Raw genomic sequence first — 18,570 nt, forward strand, 5'->3', positions numbered from 1 at the left:
CGAATGAGGAATCTAACATGGTTCGCTCTCCCTATTGTGATGTGTCAGGCTCCTCGCCTGATGCACCGAAAGCCCAGATGACTGGTGGATGTATCTACCGGCTCCGCATGACGGGCTGCCGGCCGGTAACGTCGGCAGTAGTTCGGCGCACATAAATGCGAACCGCCTTTGATGACCTTTCGTGGAATCTTCACGTTGGTCGTACTTGGGTCGTAGCTGTCGGCCTCGCGGCCGCCGCGCGGGTTTTCCGGAATGCAGCAGGCCTTCGCAGCATCCGCCGGATGCTTTGGCGAATACCAGTCGACCGTCCCCATCGCCCCATGCAATCTGCCTCCTCGAGCCCGCCACGCGCTGCTAATTCCCATTCCGCTTCGGTTGGCAAATCCTTGCCAGCCCATTTTGCGTAGGTAAGCGCACCGCTGAAGGCCACATGCACGACGGGATGATCGTACAGGCCGCCGATGTTGCTCTTCGGCCCATACGGATGCCGCCAGTCTGCGCCCTTGGCGAACGTCCACCACTGGCTGAAGTCGCGCATTCTGATCTCGTGCTGAGGGGGCGAGAACATCAGCGAGCCCGCATAGACCATGTGCGGCAGGATTCCGGGATAATCGTTTGGATCAGGTACGATCTCAGCGACGGTGACATGGTCCGTGGCCCTCACGAACTCCTCGAACTGCCGGTTCGTTACGGGATGACGGTCCATCCAGAAGCCATCTACCGTAACGCGATGGGCCGGTGCTTCCTCCGGATAGTGCTTGTCTGACCCCATGCGAAATGTGCGTCCGGGGATCCAAATCATGTCGGCGGATTCCGGCGAATGCGTGTGGAGCCTTTGAAGTTCGAGCATGATGTGTGCCATTGCTGCATTCATGATCTAACGGTCTCGACATCTATCGTGGATGACCGTGCACGCCTATGCAGTTTCGGCACACAACGATTTTCATCGAAATTTCACGTTCCGGTATCGATCAAGGCAATCGACGATTTCGATAAAGTGGTGCTATCGACCACAGTCACTCGACGGAATGTCTCCCCGTGCCATTCGATGGAAATTAAGTAGAAATAGCGCGAGCCGGAGGATCGGTAGTTGGTCCCATCAGCGGACCCGATTTTTCATTTCCAGACAGTCAAGGACTGCCGCAACTTGGCTTTCCAAGACACTTTCAGGTGGAAATTCACTCGGTCTTGTCGCGTCAGAGAAAACTGGACCACTGGCTTGCCAATTGTCGGAGTGCCCTCTTGTCGTCGCTGGCGCGACTTTTTTACGTACTGACACCAGAGAAACTCAAGGGTTGCTCTCATGTCGACCTTACTTGGCAACTGAACGGCTAGTTGCGAACCCACGGAATCGAAAAGGCCATGTCTTTGTACTTCTTACGAAGCTTCGCCCTTGGGCTTCCACGACGCATCCGCTGCTTATGAACGGTGGGGATCTCTGGCAATACAGATCATCTTTTCCCGCGATAGATGCGTCGATCTAGGTTGCCGCGCGTCGCTGTGCATTTTCGGCAGAAGCATTCTCAATCAATGAGTACTGGTTCGATTGCGTCGCAGCGTTGCCGATGGCATTTCCCCGAATAGGGTACGGTAAGCGACGGCGAAACGTCCGAGCTCCAGAAAGTGATGCTCTCGCGCGATTGCCGCCACACTTGCCGTCTCGGGGTTAGCGCGTTGCAAAGCCGATCGGGCCATGTTCAGCCGACGCAGCCGGTAATACCGGGCTGGGCCCATGCCTAGAACTTCAGTGCAGCACAGTCGCAAGGTGCGCTCCGGCACGCCAATTGCGTTGCACAGTTCCGACAGGTTGAGGTGAGGCGCACTTTGCGACGCCAAAGCTTTTTCAAATCGGACCATGATATCGGTATGACGTTGTCTCCGTTTCGGATCGTCGACATCACCAGTCGCCAGGCAACCGATTAGCACTCGAAGAAACTCATGTTCGAGCGCACGGGCCACCTCCGGCTTTGCGATCAGTTCTCGCCTCGTTTCGGCAAGTCGCCAGGCCTTTGAACATAGTCCAAGCAACGCCTTTGCTGTATCGCGCGCAGGGCGGATGACTCGGCCCCTCGGTGGCTGCGTGATACTTTGCCCCGTCAAGGCCTTACTGTAAGTGGCGAGGAGCTCGAACGGGAGCGAGATCAACCCCCAAATGGTTGCATCATTCGTCCTTTGATGCATGCGCTCAGCAACCCCATGGAATACGATATTGCCGAAATGCACGCAGGATCCACAATAGGCGAGGGACGACCATCGGCCCACCGGAAACGAGATGATGGCCTGCTTCGGCGGCAACGCGATAAAGCCAATACGCGGCAGATTTTCCTGGGCACGAAGGACGTTCAACTGGCCCAAGCTCAACCACGTCAATCGACCGCTGAAGTCGCCCCCTGCGGTAACGAAGAGGTCGACCTTCGCAGTCTCAATTGCCGCACCGAAGTCTGTAGGACGGTCAAACGCGGCTGTGCCCTGCCTGCTCATCCAGGTCACCTCAAGCGTATCGCCATCGCGAACGGCGACAGCCCGAAGCGCAGGATGAGGCATTGACCGACATCACGCTATGCAACTTCGGAACTTAGGGTGTTTCGGAGGTCTTTTGCTTGGGGAGGTGCCCTTTCATCTTGCTAGAACCCATCACAGGCGTGCGAGTCGGGACTTTTTGCCGTTTCCGCATAGCCTCTATGAAAGCTATAGTTAGCCTCAATAGGACGCGAACCCTGGGCGGGGCGCTCGAATGGGACCGTGTCGCCGCCAGTCGAGGGATCTGCGTTTCTGTTGCGTCAGCGCTGAGACCACCGCGCATCGACAATGGCGGCGCTTTGTTCTGGCCAACCATGCAGATTAGCAGTCTCCCTTCTGTTTCCGCAGGCGGCGCCGAGTTCGTCGATAGGACCGGTCTATTATCGCACTAATGTTGCAGCCGACGACTCCGTGGCTGTGACACGAGAGCTCCAAAACCGGCAATTTCGGGCCCGACCGTCAACGTCAGCTTCGATGCCGACTTGAGCGCGACCCGATCTCCTCCTGCTAATCCGACCTATATATTCGCAAAGCCCGTCTTCCGCAGCCAACCGGGAATCGGCTAACGAGCACTATCGCGCCGGTCGGCCGCGACGTTAATGGGAACGCTGACTACAGGGTTCAGAGGATTCAAAGCCGCGCATTTTCTAAAATCAGCCTTCGTAGGAAGTTGAACATGAACCGGAAAGTATCCGATCATATCGGTTGCAGCACCTTCTCGACGGCTTCAGATCCCCAGCTTTCCGAGGGAGGATCACAGTCTGGCGGCGTTTTCCCCTTCAGCGAATGCAGGATACGTGAACTTCAAGGTCTACAGTTAGTCTGATGCGGCAAATCAGTCATCGCTGCGGGCGGTTAGCGCTGTTCGCCACGGTCGCCGGCGCGAGTTCGGTAAGGTATTCACAAGCTCTAGCATGAGACTACTGCCAGGCGAGCAGATTTCGCTCCAGCCTGCTCATGAGGCTCGACGCTCCAAGGCCCAGAAGGGAGAGCAGTATTAGGATTGCCATCACGCCATCCACGTTGAACGTAGCCTGAAGATAAGCCACAGTCTGGCCCAAGCCATGTTCGGCAGCGATCAATTCCGCGCCGACGACACCGAGCAAAGCAAAAATCAAGCCGAGCCGTACGCCTGAGAAAATGACGGGTACCGCGGACGGAAGCATCACCTTGAAGAATATCTGACTCGGAGTCGCGCCAAGTGCTCGCGACAAAAGAAGGTGGTCACGATCCACGCTTCGCATTCCGGCAATTGTGGCCGACAGCACGATAAAAAAGGTAAGACTGAAGCCAACGGCGATCTTCGAGCCGATGCCGAGCCCGAACCACAACAGAAACAGCGGAACCAGCGCGATCCTGGGCATGGCATTCAGAAGGGTGGTATAGGGCTCTGTTGCGCGATGTATTCGCGGAAATTTTACAAAGACCAGTCCGACAGCTATGGCGCATAGGCTACCGCCGACAAATGAAATACCTGCGCCAAGTACTGTATAGCCTAGCTCCAGCCAGAGCTGACCCTCGGTGACGAAGCCCTTATAGAGATAACGAGCGATACCTGATGGGCGACCAAAGAAGGTCGGTTCAAGAGGTCCCCTGGCGGCGGCCAGCTCCCAGATTAAAAAAACAATTATGACGAAAAGGGCGTGACCTAACACGCGAGGCGGTCTTCCACGTCTAATTAACATGGCTCTTCGTCTCCTGTTCGAGTAACCCCCAAAGCCTCGCGCAAAGCCTGTGGAAGTGAGAATGCTCTTGCAGGGCACGTACGCTTCGCGGCCGCGGCAGATCAATCACAACCTCTGCGATGATCCGGCCCGGCCGCGGGCCCAGAACAATTACTCGATCCGACAACGCCACCGCCTCGGCGAGATCGTGGGTCACAAACAACACCGTTCTCTGCTCCCCCGACCAAAGCTCCAGCAGCAGATCCTCGAGTTGAAGTTTGGTCTGAGCATCCAGCGCACCGAACGGTTCATCCATGAGCAGAATTCGACTCTCAAGCGCAAATGTCCGCGCCAGTGCGCAACGTTGGCGCATTCCGTGCGAAAGTGCCTTTGGATATCGGTGAACGAATTCGCCGAGCCCGACCCGCCGCAGCAAGTCGGCTGCGCGCTCCTCCCGCTCCTTCCTGGCGATATTGCGAAGCTCCATTCCATAGGCGGCGTTGCTCAGCGTTGTGCGCCACGGCAGCAAACTGTCACGCGCCAGCATGTAGGCAATATCGGGATTTCCAGCGACCGGATCTTTACCAAACACACTGATCTCACCCGAAAGTCGCGCGGACGCAATTCCCGCAAGAAAATTCAGAATGGTGGTCTTGCCGCAACCGCTTGGGCCAACGATGGACACGAACTCGCCCGGGGACACGACCAACGATACACCGTCGAGCGCAAGCACCGCATGGGCGGTCGCAGTCTCAAACTGAACCTTCAGATCTTGCAGTTTGATTGCAGGGCACATTTCCTCGCAGCTCTCCGGCAACGAGGCATTCAGAAGCAGCGCATCCATTCCCGATCCCTGCTGAGGCGCCGTGGCGTGAACCAGTGTTCACGTTCCCTTAGAGTGCGGCCAGATGAGTGGCCGTTAACCGACTTGGACGAGCTTCTCGCTCAGGCCACTACATGGTAGCTTTGGTTGCGCCGCCAAACAAGACCAGCAGGCGTTCTCCCGCATATCTCAAATATTTCAATATTATGACGCTTCTTGCCGTTTCGCGCACTAAATGGGCCTGATCGTTCCCGCGTTCACTTACCTCCAGCTTCCGCAAACCTGGTGGTCTTTGGATGTTTAACTCACTTGCGAAGTGCGTAGTTCTGATAAATTCTAGCAGGTGTTTAAAGAGCTTTGTCGGTCCTTTCCGGCCCTTGCTTCCAACGACGAGGGATATTCCAACTTATCGCACGCAAAAGACGCCGCGTGATTGGAGACCGAAAGTGGCTTTCGCTAGAACACTGACCTTTGCCGATCCGTTCCAATTTCAGACCGCCATTCGCGCTGCCGAGATTGAAATAATTCCCACCGGCAAGGGAGAGTTTCGGGCTGAGCTCACGCAAGCGACGTTGAACAAGCTATGGATGCAGCGCCTCAGCGAAAATTTGCCACGCGTTCACAAGGGTTCGATAAAGCGCGGTCGCAGAATCTTCAGCTTTCTCACCGAAGAGCAGCCCGAGGTATATCACTGCGGCAGGCTATTCGAGCGTGGTGAATTGATTGCAGACGACTTCGACGTGCAACATGCAGTAACGGCGGGAGACTATCGCCTTGGATCCGTTTCCCTCACCCCGGAAGACCTGGTTGCGGCGTGTCAAGTAATTGTCGGTCGCAACTTCGATACAGAGCGAAGTAAGCACTTCGTTCGACCGGACCCACAGCTCATGGGCCGACTTCTGAGGCTGCATGAGATGACCGGAGAGATTGCCAAGAATACACCCGAACTGCTCGAAATGCCGGAGGTCGCCCGCGCACTTGAGCAGCAGCTAATTCATGCGTTGGTCAGATGTTTGACGGAAGGCGACGTTTCGACGCTGAGCAAGGGTACTCTTCACACCGAAATTATCGTGGCGCGCTTCGAAGAGTTCCTGGAAGCAAATCCAAACACGCCTCTGTATCTGGCTGAAGTTTGCGCAGCCGTCGGTTCGGCCGAGCGAACTCTCCGGGCTGCCTGCGAACAGCACCTTGGAATAGGACCTATCCGTTATCTCACTTTAAGAAGAATGCATCTGGTTCGCCGCGCGCTGGTGCGCGCGACATCTTCAACCGCAACGGTGACGCAAATAGCGACTGACCATGGTTTCTGGGAGTTGGGTCGCTTCGCAGTAGCCTATCGGACTCTCTTTGGTGAGACGCCTTCGGTCACCCTAAGCAGACAGCCCGATGATATCCGAGGCGTCACCGACCGCCCCTCATCACTTGAGGGCATGATGCGGTTCAAAACCAGATAGAGTACCAACAATTCCGACCATCCGGTCAGGAAGCGAATGCGAGTTTCAGGGAGCCTTGGTATGAACCAGCCGCGCGGTGTCAAACGGAGCATCAATCTGCCTCATTGTTAGCATGTTCTCCGCGATTTGATTGAGGGCCGATCGGTCAATGGGAATTCTGAGGGTAGGAAGGATCCGCCTAAACGATAATTCCATGATTTCGTCTCCTTGGGGGAGATCAAACCTGAAGAACGATTTCGCTATTCGGAGCGCTTCGTCAAAATTCGCGGGATCCTGGACGAAGCTTTCAGCATCGCGAGCCGCTGCAATCAGCGCGTCGACCACTTGCGGCTTTTCTTCAGCCATCTCTTCTGTCACCACCGAGTTCGTCACGCCTCCGTTGGTGCGGGCAATCTCAGGTGGCTCACTGGCCTCGCTGAGATTGAACAGTACGGTGCAGGTCCGGAGAACCTCGCAGAGTGAGCCGGAGGGCTCATATGCCATGCTGGCATCGATTTGTTTGGAGATTAGTGCGCCATAAGAGGTGCTCGGTGCGCCTACGGCTACGTATGTAAAGTCCGTCGGCGCTAAACCAGCCTTCTTCGCAAGCAGTCCAAACTGAAGCTCCGCACTTCCTCCTCGGGCTGGAACGCCTATTTTTCTTCCCTTGAGGTCGGCCATAACATCCGGAAACCGCTTGCCTGCAGCGGGTATTTCGATCTCGTTGCGAACGATAATCGCGAACGGATTAAGTCTCGCACCGCTTAGGATCGCCTTGAGTTTTGCGCCAGCGATCATGGCGCTGATTTGCACTTCGGCCGGAAAGAAACCGACATCGATACTCCTCGAGAGGAGAGCTGAGGCTCCCAAAGGACCCGAGGCGATGATCTTAAGTTCGCAGGTTATCCCGTATTTTTCGCAAAAGCCCTTTGAGGCTGCAATCCGAAACAGCATATTTCCCATGCCGGGGTAGTCCTGAATTCTGACCTTTGTCCGCGCTGGTTGTGCAGACGCGGGGACTGACAAAAGTGTGCTAAAAATCAGAATGACTGTTAATGCAATTCGCATTGGCTGAAATCTATCTTTCAAAGCAGCTTGCGGCGGAATTTCGAGCGCCGGCAGCAGTTGCGAACCACAAGCGTCTATTTAGCATGCAATCGGCAGTTGAGCATAGGCGTGGATAATGGCCAAGAATATGACACTTGTGGGCATGCGCCTTCAAAAGGACGGGCGGTAGTGAGACGAAATGACCATCTCTACGCATGCTCCTGAGCAGCCTTTCCGCCGTGTGGCTAACCTTCCTGACCGACGTCCAGTTGGCCCAGATGCCCGCGAAGCACGCAAGCGGGCGGGTCTCGTCGAGCGCGAACCAGATGTCGCCGCCCTCGGCCTTGTTGAACTCCTGAAGCTGTTGAACGGCACCACGCAGCGGTGCTCCGGACCCAACCACCTCGTCCAGTGCTTGCTGCTCACGTTGCGGATGTTTGTCGTTCCGCCGTCAGGCTCCATCCGGAGCAACTGCTTGAAGTCGACCGGCTTGCCCTTGGCCTCAAGCTTTCCTGCGCGCTTCTTGGTCGCTTCCATCAAAGCGTGCTGCGACGACGGCATGCCCCACCGCGCGGTGGCGAGCTCCCTGCCCTCGGCTCCGTTCCGGATGATCGGCGCCAAATAGTCGGGAAAGACTCCGGGCATCGGCGCAAGATTGCCGATGTAGCGGTTGACCACGCGGAACAGCGCGCTAGGTTGCACATCGTTCAAGGTTCGGTTCGGGAGTGACGCGGCTGCCCTGCCAGTTGTAGCAGAGTCGCCGCCGGCCCGCCTTGGCGCATTTGCGGCAGCGCAGCCGGCCGGCGAGGTCGTGCACGAAAGTAGTCGGCGGATGCTTCATGGCAGCGAGATCGACGTCGCTCGACGTCTTGCAGCGGGAGCACTGGATCTCCAGCCACGGAAAAAGCGCCGTGGACCGCCTGGTCGATGGTCGGCGACGGATCGATCGGCTCGCCGACGCTCCACATCCGTTCGTTCGAGCTTTCGCACAGCAGCTTGTCGGCCTGACGGATGAGAGCCTCGCCCTTGGCGCGGGCTTCGGCAGACTGGCCGGCGAGAATCGTCGTCATCGTGCGCGAGCGAGGGCGGCATCCCCGCGGGCCAATGCGGCACAATGTATCACCCCAATAATTTGTCAGCTTCCGAAGTTGCATAGTGAAGTCGGAGCCGGTTCCCCATCCTGCGGGGTTAGCGATTGCAGTTCGCAATGGCGTCGCGTGTCCAATGAGATGGAGCGGATGGCGGAGAACGGCACAGCCACGTTTGTCGATCCGGACGACTACCAAGCCGGTATTGAAGACGCGAGTGTCAATCTCATCGTCACCGGCGGCGGAGGTTTCAATGCGCGCCTGACGTGGTTGAACCTGCGCCGTCTCCGTGTGTTTCGTGGTTGCGAAAATCTACCGCGCATCGCCTATATCGCGTTATCGCCGGCGCGGACGTTTGTTTCGTTTCCAGCGAGGACAGGTCCGTCCTTAACGTATGGCGGATTTGGCTTGCAGTTCGGCGACGTGGTGTTTCACAGCCGCGGTGAGCGAATGCATCAGCGGACCAATGGAGAAAGCCAATGGGGCCTTATATCGTTGCCGCCCGAGCAGCTCGCCGCCTGCGGTAAGGCCCTGACCGGACTGAAGATAACTTCGCCGACTTCCGGCCGGGTGCTGCGACCGTCGCGGACTGCCGCAGTTCGGTTGTTGCGGCTTTATTCAAGGGCCTGTCGTCTCGCCGAAACCAGACATAAATTAATCGCGAATCCGGAAGTCGCGCGAGCACTCGAACAGGAGTTGCTTCACGCGCTTGTCAATTGCCTGACGGCCGACGATGCCGACGGCAATCTGAAAACGAGGCGGCGCCACACCGACATCATGGTTCGGTTCGAGGATGCGTTGACCGCGCATGGTAGCCCGCAGCTGAACATGCCCGCGCTTTGCTCGGCTATCGGCGTGCCGGAACGAACGTTGCGAGCGTGCTGCGCCGAATTCCTGGGCATGAGTCCTACCCGGTACCTTTTGCTGCGACGATTGAACATGGCGCGGTCGGCCTTGAGGCGTGCCGACCCGGCAACGGCGAGCGTCGCAGAGATTGCCCGAATCCATCAATTCCTGGAGCCTGGGCGCTTCGCCGTGACCTACCGCACCATCTTCGGGGAAATGCCCTCGGCCACGCTGCGGCGCGGCCCGACCGAATTGGCGTGACACCATTTTTGCCGAAATCGCATAGCGGGCGAACAGCTATTCGAGCAATGTGACGAATGAAGCAACGCAGGCCGCTTGGTGGGCGGCCAGGAGTTTGTGATGGATCTCGCTGATGCGAAATCGTCTGGCCGCCGACAATCGTTCGAGCATTTGCCAGATGACGGGATGATATACGTACCAGGCGGCATCTATCGCATGGGTTCGGATCGGCATTATCCGGAGGAAGCACCTGTCCACCGCGTTAGTGTGAACGAGTTCTGGATGGACCGCACGTCGGTCACTAATCGCCAGTTCCGCGAGTTCGTCAATTCGACCGGCTATGTCACCTTTGCCGAAATTGCGCCCGAAGCGAAGGACTATCCGGGTGCGCTGCCTCACATGCTCAAGGCCGGTTCGCTCGTCTTCACGCCGCCCAAGCAAGCTGTGGACCTGCGCAACTGGGGACAATGGTGGACGTTCAAATTCGGCGCTAATTGGCGTCGTCCTTACGGCCCGCGTAGCAACATCAGCGGACTTGATGACCACCCTGTCGTCCACGTCGCCTACCGGGACGCCGAAGCCTATGCCAAATGGGCCGGCAAGGAATTGCCGACCGAGGCCGAGTGGGAATTCGCCGCTCGCGGCGGATTGGACGGCGCGGAATTCGCCTGGGGCGACGAGCAAACGCCTGGTGGCAAACATATGGCGAACACCTGGCAGGGTAATTTTCCGCACGAGAACCTCGCGACTGACGGCTTTCCGCGCACTTCGCCCGTCACCGCATTCCCGGCCAATGGCTACGGCCTTCACGACATGATTGGGAATGTCTGGGAATGGACGGCCGATTGGTATTCGCAGAAGCATGACGCCGATGCGCCGAAGGCTTGCTGCATTCCGCAAAATCCTCGCGGCGGGCCGGAGGCCGCGAGCTACGATTCTCGTCAGCCGAAGATCAGGATTCCACGCAAGGTGCTTAAAGGCGGCTCGCATCTTTGCGCTCCCAACTACTGCCGCCGCTATCGTCCGGCCGCGCGTCATGCCGAGCCGATCGACACCTCAGCAAGCCATGTCGGTTTCAGGTGCATTACCAGGAAGAGGATCGCGTGATGAGCAAGGGCAAGGGTCCAGAGCAATCCGAGACCAGCAGCGAGCCGACCAGCGCAGGATTGAAACGCCGCGACCTCCTGTTGAGTGGCAGCTCTCTGGTCGCCGCCTCGGCACTCTCGGCCGTTGGACTGACAAGTCCCGGGCAGGCGCAACAGCCGGCAACGGCACCAGCCACCACCGGGCAAAGGCCGAACATTGTCGTCATCATGGGCGACGACATCGGCATGTGGAATATCGGCGCCTACCACCGTGGCCTGATGGCCGGGCGGACGCCGAACCTCGACAAGCTCGCCGCTGAGGGTATGCTTTTCACCGATTACTACGCCGAGGCGAGTTGCACGGCGGGCCGCGCCAACTTCATCACCGGCGAGCTTCCGATCCGCACCGGCATGACCACCGTCGGCCAGGCTGGCGCGCCCATCGGCATACCCGCGCAGGCGGTAACCATTGCCACGGCGCTTAAGGGAATGGGCTACGCCACCGGCCAGTTCGGCAAGAACCACCTTGGAGACAAGAACGAATTTCTGCCGACGGTGCACGGCTTCGACGAGTTCTTCGGCTACCTCTATCACCTCGACGCGATGGAAGATCCGGCACATCCGGGGTATCCGCAGGAACTTCTGAATACCGTCGGTCCGCGCAACATGGTCCATTCGTATGCGACCAATGTCGACGACGCCACCGTGGATCCGCGCTGGGGCAAGGTTGGCAAGCAGAGAATCGAGGATGCCGGAACGCTCTATCCCAAGCGAATGGAAACGGTGGACGACGAAATCCGTGACTTGGCGCTCAAGTTCATCGACAAGGCCAAGGCCGACAACAAGCCGTTCTTCCTGTGGCTCAATCCGACGCGGATGCACATCGTCACCCACCTCTCGCCCAAGTACGAGGCGCTGCGCAACTCCAAGAACGGCTGGACCATCCATGAGGCCGGCATGGCGCAGCTCGATGACGACGTCGGCATCGTGATGCAGAAACTCAAGGACATGGGCGTCGACGACAACACCATCGTGGTTTTCACCACCGACAACGGCACCGAGGTCTTCACCTGGCCTGATGGCGGACAGACGCCTTTTGCGCAGAGCAAAGGCACCGTCATGGAAGGTGGCTTCCGCGTGCCCTGCATGATCCGTTGGCCGGGCAAGGTGCCGGCCGGCAAGGTCGAGAACGGCATCATTTCCGGTCTGGACTGGTTTCCGACCTTGCTGGCGGCCGCCGGCAACCCGAACATTGCGGAGGAGCTGAAGAAGGGCAAACAGATCGGTGACACGACCTATAAGTGCTATCTGGACGGCTATAACCAGATGGACATGATTACCGGCAAGGGGCCGTCGAACCGGCACGAAATCTTTTACTTCGGAGAGAGCGAACTCGGTGCCGTGCGCATCGACGACTTCAAGTATCGCTTCATCGACCAGCCTAGAGGCTGGCTTGGCGAAAAAACCAAGGCTGACGTGCCGTACCTGACCAACCTTCGCCTCGATCCGTTCGAGCGCACGGGCTGGCCCGATAGTGGGACGAAAGAAGGCGCGCAACAATACTTCGACTGGTTCAAATACGAATTCTGGCGCTTTGTGTTTGTTCAGCAGCAGGTGGAAAAGCTGGCGATGACGGCGATCGAGTTTCCGCCGATGCAAAAGGGCGCGAGTTTCAATCTCGATGCCGTGAAGGCCAAAATCGCGGCAGCCCAGGCTTCAATGGCTAAGTAGGCGCGCCAGGGGATTTGACTGATCTTCATGACGGGCGCTCCCGAACCGGGGCGCCCGTCGGCAAGCTGCATCTGCAGCAAACTTTGGCGACGAGAGCCTTGACATCCTGGCGCGTCTTCAGGCCGCGAAAGAGGCTAGTTCGATGGCAGCCAATCAACAAGACTGTGAATCTGCGACCGGGCCCATGCTTGCTCTGCTAAGACGCCGCGATCTCCGTTGATCAGCCGCAGCACTGCCTGTTGATGCAGTCAGTTGAGACTGCTGGCCCGGATGGAGTCCTCGAACGAGGTCCCATCATCAAAGTGACTGTGCTCAAAAGGCAAATTCAGGCGGCCTGAAATCCAATTGCTGAAAGGGATAACGGTCGGTTGAGGTCGACGCCTGAATGTTCGGAGGGACGCCGCAATGTCTCTGAAGGTGTTTCGCCGAACAGCGTGCGGTAGGCGACGGAAAAGCGCCCGAACTCCCAAAAGCCGTGATCGGTCAAGATGCTGGTAACGGTTGACTTAGATGGCTCTGCGCCCAAGAGCGCGCGCCGCACGAGGTGCATTCGGCGCAAGGTGAGAAACCGGATTGGTCCCATGCCCAGATGCACTTCACAGCAGGCGCGAAGGGTTCGCTCAGCAACGCCGACGGCCGAACAGATTTCAGTGAGATAAAGGGGGCGGTCGCGATTTGACTCCAAAAATTCCTCGAACCTCGCGATGACTGCGTCATGGCGATGGCCGCTGGCGGTCTGCACGCCAACGCCTTCGGCAAGGCACCGCACCATGACGTGAATTAGCCGCTCTTCCAGTGACCGCCGCACTTCCGGCTGCTCCAATAGATCGGGCGTGTCGTGGGCAAGCTGTCCTACAATCTTGTGCAGCGTTAGCAGTCGCGTCATGAGTGCGGGATCGGGACGAAGCTTCGCGGTCCGGGGTTTTTCCAAAAATTCTCGACCGATGAGCGTTTCGCACAAGACAGGGAAATCCGCCTTTGGCAGAGACATTGTCCCGAACCGAAAGTTGGGCGCGGATCGTTGGTGCAGCACGTCGTAACCGTAAACGAGAACGTCGTTTGGTGTGACCTCAAGGCCGCGGTGTTGCAAGTTCGATGAGTTTCCTTCGATGAGGAAGCCGATAGACTTACGGTCCGGCGCTACCATTAACGTGGTTATCTGCGGTAGAGCCACCTCGAAACGCTGCATCCGCAACTTATTCATGCCGAGTTGCGTCGCTTCGATCCGAAAGCTTCCCCGCGTGGTGGGAAGGATTTCCGCTTGGCTGGTGGATTGAAGAGCCGCTTGGCATGGAAACGGATCGGTAAAGGTAACCACTTTACTCCAGGGCATTCCGGTCTCCCTAGCCAGAAAAGTCCGTTGTTGGTGGAGATTGTCAGAGCGAATTTTCGGTCGTCTTTCGCGCCTTAGCGCCAGCAAACTGGGGTGATTTCACCAAGGTCAAATCTGGTCGTCCGTTGGCCCAAGGGGCAATAGCGGGCATTAAGTCGCCCATAATTAGCGCCGTGGCAGCAGCTCAAATTAGTTGGATATCCTCGGGGACAAAACCGGCGAGGACTATGCAAAAACGGCAGCAATATGAGAATTTGGAAGAGCTTGCCGCATATGTATAGCTTCCGTGACGTGAGTGTATCAGACTGCTCCGGCGGGACAAAAACCATCCGGGAACGCCTCGGGCCTACATTATTTGGGAATCGACCAAATCGATTGCCTGAGGGCCGTGATGCAGCAGGAACGCTTGACCGCAGACCAATGCGACGAACTAGCGAAAGCACTGCATGTAGATGCTACTCGCTTGCCGCACGGATCGGAGAGGGAGAACCTGTTGCAACTGGCGGAGGGCTACCGCCTCCTTGCCGGCATGAAAAGAATGGTTCTTCGTAAAGTGAACTGACATGTCCAAACCGCCCTAAGGACGCGCTATTCCTGATGTCGGCTGTTGGTAGATTTTGTTACAAAAGTCTTTTTGGGGTGTCGAAAGAAAATTCTTAGAGCCACTGGTGCGTTTTGCGCGCGGCGATGTGAGGGACCATATCGGTTGATCCAAAATCGATCACCAACCTCCGTAGTGGCGCTGAAAAGCGACGCAGCAGCAGAGAGGTCTAAAGATCAACATCCGCGAGATTTTTAGGGTTGTTTCGATTTTCGACTTTTGCAACAAAATCGGCACGAAATGGACATGGCGTCCGTGGTGCGTGATGTCCGTTCACGGGAGCCGAAGCCGACATCGACGTAGGACTAGCCTCGGCAAAGCTCCTGCTCTTAAAGGTCCTCCCGCAGTCCCTTAAAGAAGGGATGGCGCACCTTCCCCTCGGCCGATTTTGTCCGATACTCCACTTCGGCAAGCAGCTTCGGCTCGACCCAGATGCCTTTGTGGGCGATCCGCTTCGAGTAGGGTTGCGTCTTGCGGACGAGCGGCTCCAGCCGCCTCCGAAGCTCCGCGGCCGAGATCTTGTCGAAGCCGTGGTCGACCTTGCCAGCGTAGACCAGATCGGCACCCTTTCGCCGGCCGACATAGAGTCCGTCCCACTTGGCGCCGTCCAGCGCGAAGCCGGCGATGGTCAGCGTCTCGCGCTGCGCGCAAGTCTTCTTCACCCAGTCGTTGCTGCGCCCCTTGGGGTAGGTCGAGTCGCGGACCTTCGAGACGACGCCTTCCAGCCCGAGCTTGCAGGCGTGGGCGAACATCTCGCGGCCTTCGATCTCGAAGCTCTCGCTGAACTGGATCTCGGCGCCGGTGATGATCTTCTTGAGTTCGGCCTTGCGCTGGAAGAGCGGCAGTTTCCGCAGGTTGCGACCGTTCAGGTAAAGGAGATCGAATGCGACCAACACGATGCTGGTGGACTTGCCCTTGAGCTCGTTCTGCAGGACCGAGAAGTCGGTCGTGCCGTCGGCGGCCGGCACGACGATCTCGCCGTCGACGACCGCGGAGCTCGCCTTGATGTGCCAGGCGTCGTGCGCGACCTTCTTGAACCGGTGCGTCCAGTCGTGGCCGCGCCGGGTGAAGACCTTGACCGCCTCGTTGTGGAGGTGGACCTGCACGCGGTAGCCGTCGAACTTGATTTCGTGAATCCATCGGGACCCGGATGGCACCTTCTCGATCGAGGATGCCAAGGCCGGTTCCACGAAATCCGGAAATGGTGCCTTCTCGCCAAGGTCGGCGGCCGGCTTCTGACGCTCAAAAGCCACGGACAAACTCCACGCAACGGTGATTCAAAGTGGCACAGACGGAATCGTTCCGGAACCGGCGAATCCTTCGCGGCGTTTCACTGTCTCAAACACTTCGAGGAGAAAGCGATGGCTGCAGCGAAGAAGGCGACCAAGAAGACCGCGAGAGGACGCAAGCAGGACCGGGCGCGCGTCGCCGGCGGTCAGAATTACGAAGTCGGCTATGAGGCGAAGAAGACCGGCCGGTCCGCGTCCGCCGTCAAGAAAGCGGTCAAGAAAGTCGGCAATTCCCGCAAGCGGGTCGAGAAGCGTCTCGGGCGCTGACGCCCAGGTGGCGGCCACTTCCCGGCTGCCGCGTCAGTTCCGGTTGGAGAAGCGAGTGAAGGCGGTCAGCGTCTGCAGACGCGGCTCGACGTCGCGCAGGTAGATCTCCGCCTTCAGGAATGCGAGTTCGTCGTCGACGGCGCACTCGCCCACGCCGACGTACCAGACTTGGGGCGGCCATCCGTGCCGTCGCTCCAGCGATAGCCTCGCCGTTTCAACGAATCCTTCAACTCGAACGGCGACTGCTCCGCCCAGATCCGCACCGTTTTCTTCCGCGCGGTCTTGAGCAGGAGCGCGAACCGGGGCGCCGGTTGTCGTTCCTGCTCCATGACGCAACCCCGCAGAAAGCTGAGAGGTGTAGTTGAGTTATGCCGGCGCCCGGCGAGTCAAGGCTTCCTCGGCCTAACCTCGCAGCCGCATTACATCCTGTCGATACTGGGGGGCGGTCCCCGCAAAAATTTTCGATCCCGCTCTTGAAACCAAAACCGGTTTTTCTAATTTTTCAGTCGCCACCGCAGGGTGGTCTCCGGGTGCCTCTTGGGCCCGGGGTCCCAGACGGGCACCGGTCGTGTCCGGTGCCGTTCGTAACCATTTTGCTCCTTGGAGGATCTGGCTATGCGCAGCTACGACTTTTCACCGCTCTGGCGTTCGACCATCGGCTTCGACCGCCTTTTCGACCTCGCGGAATCCGCCCAGCGGGCCGCCGAGGACAACTATCCCCCCTACAACATCGAACGGCTCGGCGATGATCGCTACCAGATCTCGCTCGCGGTCGCCGGCTTCTCGCCCGAGGAGATCTCGGTGACGGCCGAGCACAACGTCGTCACGATCGAGGGCAGCAAGCCCGAGAAGGCCGAGCGCGAGTATCTCTATCGCGGCATCTCGAACCGTCCCTTCAAGCGGCAGTTCAACCTGGCCGACTATGTCCAGGTCAAGAGCGCGACGTTCGACAACGGCCTGCTCAAGATCGAACTGGTTCGCGAGATCCCGGAGGCCATGAAGCCCCGCCGTATCGCCATCAACGGCGCCGCGCCGGACAACCTCCACCAGCTCGAAGCCAAGGCGGCCTGAGCGAACGCAATCGGGAGCCGCGGCGCACGCCACGGCTCCCGTTTAGAAATGGAGGAAATCATGCGGCCGACGATCGCGACCGACGACAACGTCTTCGACTTCCAGGCCATCCTGCATCCGGGCACGGTGTTCGAGCATCCCAAGGACGTGGTCGCCCATCCCGCCCTCACGCTGGCCGAAAAGCGCGCCATCCTCGCGTCGTGGGCTTCCGACGCTTCGGCCATCGCCTCCTGCCCGGCGCTGCGGGCTCCGGCAGGGCTGAAGGCCCCCGTCAGCATCGACGCCATTCTTGAAGCTCTCTGCGAACTGGACGGCGGTCCCCACAATCCGCCCGGAGGCAAACCGAAGCGCCGCTTCTCGGCGTCGCGGCTGGCGGCGTGAGGGGGCGGGTATGCGAACAATCCAATCCTCAGGACCGAGCTTGGCCATGGCTGAAAGCGGCTGGGCGAGCCGGCTGCAGCAGGACGTGGACGCCTGGCGCAACGACAGAAGCAAGCCGCTCCAGGCCCGCCATCTGCACACGGGCGGCGCGCGGACCACCGTCGTGTAGCGCGCTCGCGTAGGCAACGCCGTCAGTTGGAATCTGGAGTCCAGGTGACGCTGGCGGGCGTCAGGCGGACGCCGATTTCCGGAGAGTGTCCCGCTCGCGGCAAAGATCGTCGACCTTCGCCCGCATGCGCGCGAGCAGGAACTCGGCTGAAGCGGTCCCGACGCCTGCCCGCTGAAGCATCCGGATCTCCCGCTCCTGCGCGCGTATCTGCCCGCGCATGTGCGTGATCTCGTTTCGGACCCAGTGGAGCTTCATAGGGTAAGGTCGTCCGGCACGTCGCCGAACTTTCGGATCAGCTTGGTGTCGCTGAAGTCGCCGCTCGAAGGATCTCCGGTCCGGGAGAACGCGATGGCGCCGGCATGGCGGGGAGAGTGCGATCGAGGCATGACTGGCGGTTGCCGAGTTGAGACCGTGCCTTTTGGAGGCAAGCGACAGGGGCGCGGCGCGGTCGGCGAGTTCTCTTCGACCCTCGCGAGCCTCTGCAGGATGCAGATCGCGGCCTTCCAAGACTACACAAACTCAGCGGCGGCCGCCAAAGCTTTTCGTTAAGCGAAGCTCAGCGAAGCAGCCGGCTTCCCCGGAAAGTGCGATCTGGAGCGAAGCTTCTGGCCACCCCGCGCGCGTGGGTCTCCGAGCTTTCCAGCGCGATCTTCTGAGACAGCATGACGTCTCCGATCGGCAGATCGCCCATCGGCAGAAAGCACAGCCCGAGGGTCGGACGGCCGTTGCCATCGATCTCGCAGACGTTCGTCGCGGCGCCCGCATAGATCCTGTACCGCTTGCCGGTGTCGCCGCCGACGACCTCGAAGTAGCTCTTTTCCGCGAACTGCGCCCGCTGGGCCGGCGATAGCCACTGCCGCAGCAGCCGCAGGGATCGGCCTTCCGGGGTTTCCTCCATGCCGTGTCGTATGAAGAGGGCTTTTGCGGCCCTCCTGCGCGAGCGTTCCCCCAGGCGAGACGGCCTGAAACGCAGCATGGCGGC

Annotated in this window: 16 protein-coding genes and 4 pseudogenes; 9 read left to right on the forward strand and 11 right to left on the reverse strand. The window is 58.9% G+C overall.

Going from position 1 to position 18,570, the window contains the following annotated elements; genetic code table 11:
• Positions 1-44: 44 nt before the first annotated feature.
• The 4 genes and pseudogenes from AB7008_RS41015 to AB7008_RS41030 all read right to left on the reverse strand — a co-directional run bounded on the left by AB7008_RS41015 (position 45) and on the right by AB7008_RS41030 (position 5,028).
• Positions 45-802: pseudogene (locus tag AB7008_RS41015) on the reverse strand (SUMF1/EgtB/PvdO family nonheme iron enzyme).
• 725 nt (positions 803-1,527) lie between these two features.
• A complete protein-coding gene (locus AB7008_RS41020; RefSeq protein WP_441260629.1) occupies positions 1,528-2,481 on the reverse strand; it encodes a helix-turn-helix domain-containing protein in 954 nt (317 codons plus the stop codon).
• Between the two features lie 959 nt (positions 2,482-3,440).
• Positions 3,441-4,175, reverse strand: coding sequence for an ABC transporter permease (locus tag AB7008_RS41025; RefSeq protein WP_441260630.1), 735 nt, complete (start codon positions 4,173-4,175; stop codon positions 3,441-3,443).
• 19 nt (positions 4,176-4,194) lie between these two features.
• Positions 4,195-5,028 carry an ABC transporter ATP-binding protein gene (locus AB7008_RS41030; RefSeq protein ID WP_441260631.1) on the reverse strand — a complete coding sequence of 278 codons (834 nt, stop codon included), beginning with the start codon at positions 5,026-5,028 and terminating at the stop codon, positions 4,195-4,197.
• Positions 5,029-5,453: 425 nt separating this feature from the next.
• On the opposite strand from AB7008_RS41030, the gene AB7008_RS41035 reads away from it, so the two are divergent.
• Entirely contained in the window at positions 5,454-6,461 is a 1,008-nt protein-coding gene (locus tag AB7008_RS41035; protein WP_441260632.1) for a helix-turn-helix domain-containing protein, read from the forward strand.
• A 45-nt stretch (positions 6,462-6,506) separates the two neighbouring features.
• On the opposite strand, the gene AB7008_RS41040 is transcribed toward AB7008_RS41035, so the two are convergent.
• The 3 genes and pseudogenes from AB7008_RS41040 to AB7008_RS41050 all read right to left on the reverse strand — a co-directional run bounded on the left by AB7008_RS41040 (position 6,507) and on the right by AB7008_RS41050 (position 8,557).
• On the reverse strand, positions 6,507-7,403 hold the full coding sequence (locus AB7008_RS41040) for an ABC transporter substrate-binding protein (protein WP_441260633.1): 897 nt from the start codon (positions 7,401-7,403) through the stop codon (positions 6,507-6,509).
• 331 nt (positions 7,404-7,734) lie between these two features.
• Positions 7,735-8,198, reverse strand: a pseudogene (locus tag AB7008_RS41045) (SOS response-associated peptidase); the annotation flags it as partial.
• A pseudogene (locus tag AB7008_RS41050) lies at positions 8,195-8,557 on the reverse strand (hypothetical protein). The pseudogenes AB7008_RS41045 and AB7008_RS41050, both read right to left, overlap by 4 nt.
• A 168-nt stretch (positions 8,558-8,725) precedes the next feature.
• Between AB7008_RS41050 and AB7008_RS41055 the strand changes: the two are divergent.
• The 3 genes from AB7008_RS41055 (at position 8,726) to AB7008_RS41065 (ending at position 12,477) form a co-directional block, all read left to right on the forward strand.
• Positions 8,726-9,682 carry a helix-turn-helix domain-containing protein gene (locus AB7008_RS41055; RefSeq protein ID WP_441260634.1) on the forward strand — a complete coding sequence of 319 codons (957 nt, stop codon included), beginning with the start codon at positions 8,726-8,728 and terminating at the stop codon, positions 9,680-9,682.
• A 99-nt stretch (positions 9,683-9,781) separates the two neighbouring features.
• Positions 9,782-10,768: a formylglycine-generating enzyme family protein gene (locus AB7008_RS41060; protein ID WP_441261280.1), complete on the forward strand. Its 987-nt coding sequence runs from the start codon at positions 9,782-9,784 to the stop codon at positions 10,766-10,768.
• Positions 10,768-12,477, forward strand: a complete 1,710-nt coding sequence (locus AB7008_RS41065) for an arylsulfatase (RefSeq protein WP_441260635.1) — start codon at positions 10,768-10,770, stop codon at positions 12,475-12,477. The genes AB7008_RS41060 and AB7008_RS41065 overlap by 1 nt, the downstream gene beginning before the upstream one ends.
• A gap of 325 nt (positions 12,478-12,802) precedes the next feature.
• Here the strand turns inward: AB7008_RS41065 and AB7008_RS41070 are convergent, their stop codons facing one another.
• Complete coding sequence (locus AB7008_RS41070; protein ID WP_441260636.1) at positions 12,803-13,810, reverse strand: helix-turn-helix domain-containing protein; 1,008 nt, start codon at positions 13,808-13,810, stop codon at positions 12,803-12,805.
• A 391-nt stretch (positions 13,811-14,201) separates the two neighbouring features.
• On the opposite strand from AB7008_RS41070, the gene AB7008_RS41075 reads away from it, so the two are divergent.
• Complete coding sequence (locus AB7008_RS41075) at positions 14,202-14,372, forward strand: hypothetical protein (protein ID WP_441260637.1); 171 nt, start codon at positions 14,202-14,204, stop codon at positions 14,370-14,372.
• A gap of 368 nt (positions 14,373-14,740) precedes the next feature.
• Here AB7008_RS41075 and ligD read toward each other — a convergent pair whose 3' ends face one another.
• A complete protein-coding gene (gene ligD, locus AB7008_RS41080; protein WP_441260638.1) occupies positions 14,741-15,664 on the reverse strand; it encodes a non-homologous end-joining DNA ligase in 924 nt (307 codons plus the stop codon).
• Positions 15,665-15,772: 108 nt separating this feature from the next.
• Here ligD and AB7008_RS41085 point away from each other — a divergent pair, with 108 nt between their 5' ends.
• The gene (locus AB7008_RS41085; protein ID WP_441260639.1) at positions 15,773-15,967 is read left to right on the forward strand and encodes a DUF3606 domain-containing protein; all 195 of its coding nucleotides are present in this window, start codon (positions 15,773-15,775) and stop codon (positions 15,965-15,967) included.
• Positions 15,968-16,000: 33 nt separating this feature from the next.
• Here the strand turns inward: AB7008_RS41085 and AB7008_RS41090 are convergent.
• Positions 16,001-16,275: pseudogene (locus AB7008_RS41090) on the reverse strand (3'-5' exonuclease); the annotation flags it as partial.
• A 307-nt stretch (positions 16,276-16,582) separates the two neighbouring features.
• Here AB7008_RS41090 and hspD point away from each other — a divergent pair.
• Genes hspD through AB7008_RS41105 form a run of 3 tightly spaced genes read left to right on the forward strand, consistent with a single transcriptional unit; the run spans position 16,583 to position 17,588 of the window.
• Positions 16,583-17,038: a small heat shock protein HspD gene (hspD, locus tag AB7008_RS41095; protein WP_441260640.1), complete on the forward strand. Its 456-nt coding sequence runs from the start codon at positions 16,583-16,585 to the stop codon at positions 17,036-17,038.
• Between the two features lie 60 nt (positions 17,039-17,098).
• Positions 17,099-17,419, forward strand: a complete 321-nt coding sequence (locus AB7008_RS41100) for a hypothetical protein (RefSeq protein ID WP_441260641.1) — start codon at positions 17,099-17,101, stop codon at positions 17,417-17,419.
• Positions 17,420-17,429: 10 nt separating this feature from the next.
• Entirely contained in the window at positions 17,430-17,588 is a 159-nt protein-coding gene (locus AB7008_RS41105; protein WP_441260642.1) for a hypothetical protein, read from the forward strand.
• A 556-nt stretch (positions 17,589-18,144) separates the two neighbouring features.
• On the opposite strand, the gene AB7008_RS41110 is transcribed toward AB7008_RS41105, so the two are convergent.
• Complete coding sequence (locus tag AB7008_RS41110) at positions 18,145-18,564, reverse strand: hypothetical protein (RefSeq protein ID WP_441260643.1); 420 nt, start codon at positions 18,562-18,564, stop codon at positions 18,145-18,147.
• Positions 18,565-18,570: the final 6 nt, after the last annotated feature.

Source organism: Bradyrhizobium sp. 521_C7_N1_3, from assembly GCF_052075975.1.
Classification (GTDB): Bacteria; Pseudomonadota; Alphaproteobacteria; order Rhizobiales; family Xanthobacteraceae; genus Bradyrhizobium; species Bradyrhizobium japonicum.

Bases quoted from the DNA above. Each gene is read 5' to 3' on its own strand.
- AB7008_RS41030 (WP_441260631.1), bottom strand. From the start codon at position 5,028: ATGGATGCGCTGCTTCTGAATGCCTCGTTGCCGGAGAGCTGCGAGGAA.
- AB7008_RS41060 (WP_441261280.1), top strand. From the start codon at position 9,782: ATGGATCTCGCTGATGCGAAATCGTCTGGCCGCCGACAATCGTTCGAG.
- AB7008_RS41065 (WP_441260635.1), top strand. From the start codon at position 10,768: ATGAGCAAGGGCAAGGGTCCAGAGCAATCCGAGACCAGCAGCGAGCCG.
- hspD (WP_441260640.1), top strand. From the start codon at position 16,583: ATGCGCAGCTACGACTTTTCACCGCTCTGGCGTTCGACCATCGGCTTC.
- AB7008_RS41085 (WP_441260639.1), top strand. From the start codon at position 15,773: ATGGCTGCAGCGAAGAAGGCGACCAAGAAGACCGCGAGAGGACGCAAG.
- AB7008_RS41020 (WP_441260629.1), bottom strand. From the start codon at position 2,481: ATGAGCAGGCAGGGCACAGCCGCGTTTGACCGTCCTACAGACTTCGGT.
- AB7008_RS41055 (WP_441260634.1), top strand. From the start codon at position 8,726: ATGGCGGAGAACGGCACAGCCACGTTTGTCGATCCGGACGACTACCAA.
- AB7008_RS41040 (WP_441260633.1), bottom strand. From the start codon at position 7,403: ATGGGAAATATGCTGTTTCGGATTGCAGCCTCAAAGGGCTTTTGCGAA.
- AB7008_RS41075 (WP_441260637.1), top strand. From the start codon at position 14,202: ATGCAGCAGGAACGCTTGACCGCAGACCAATGCGACGAACTAGCGAAA.
- AB7008_RS41110 (WP_441260643.1), bottom strand. From the start codon at position 18,564: ATGCTGCGTTTCAGGCCGTCTCGCCTGGGGGAACGCTCGCGCAGGAGG.
- AB7008_RS41070 (WP_441260636.1), bottom strand. From the start codon at position 13,810: ATGCCCTGGAGTAAAGTGGTTACCTTTACCGATCCGTTTCCATGCCAA.
- AB7008_RS41100 (WP_441260641.1), top strand. From the start codon at position 17,099: ATGCGGCCGACGATCGCGACCGACGACAACGTCTTCGACTTCCAGGCC.
- AB7008_RS41105 (WP_441260642.1), top strand. From the start codon at position 17,430: ATGCGAACAATCCAATCCTCAGGACCGAGCTTGGCCATGGCTGAAAGC.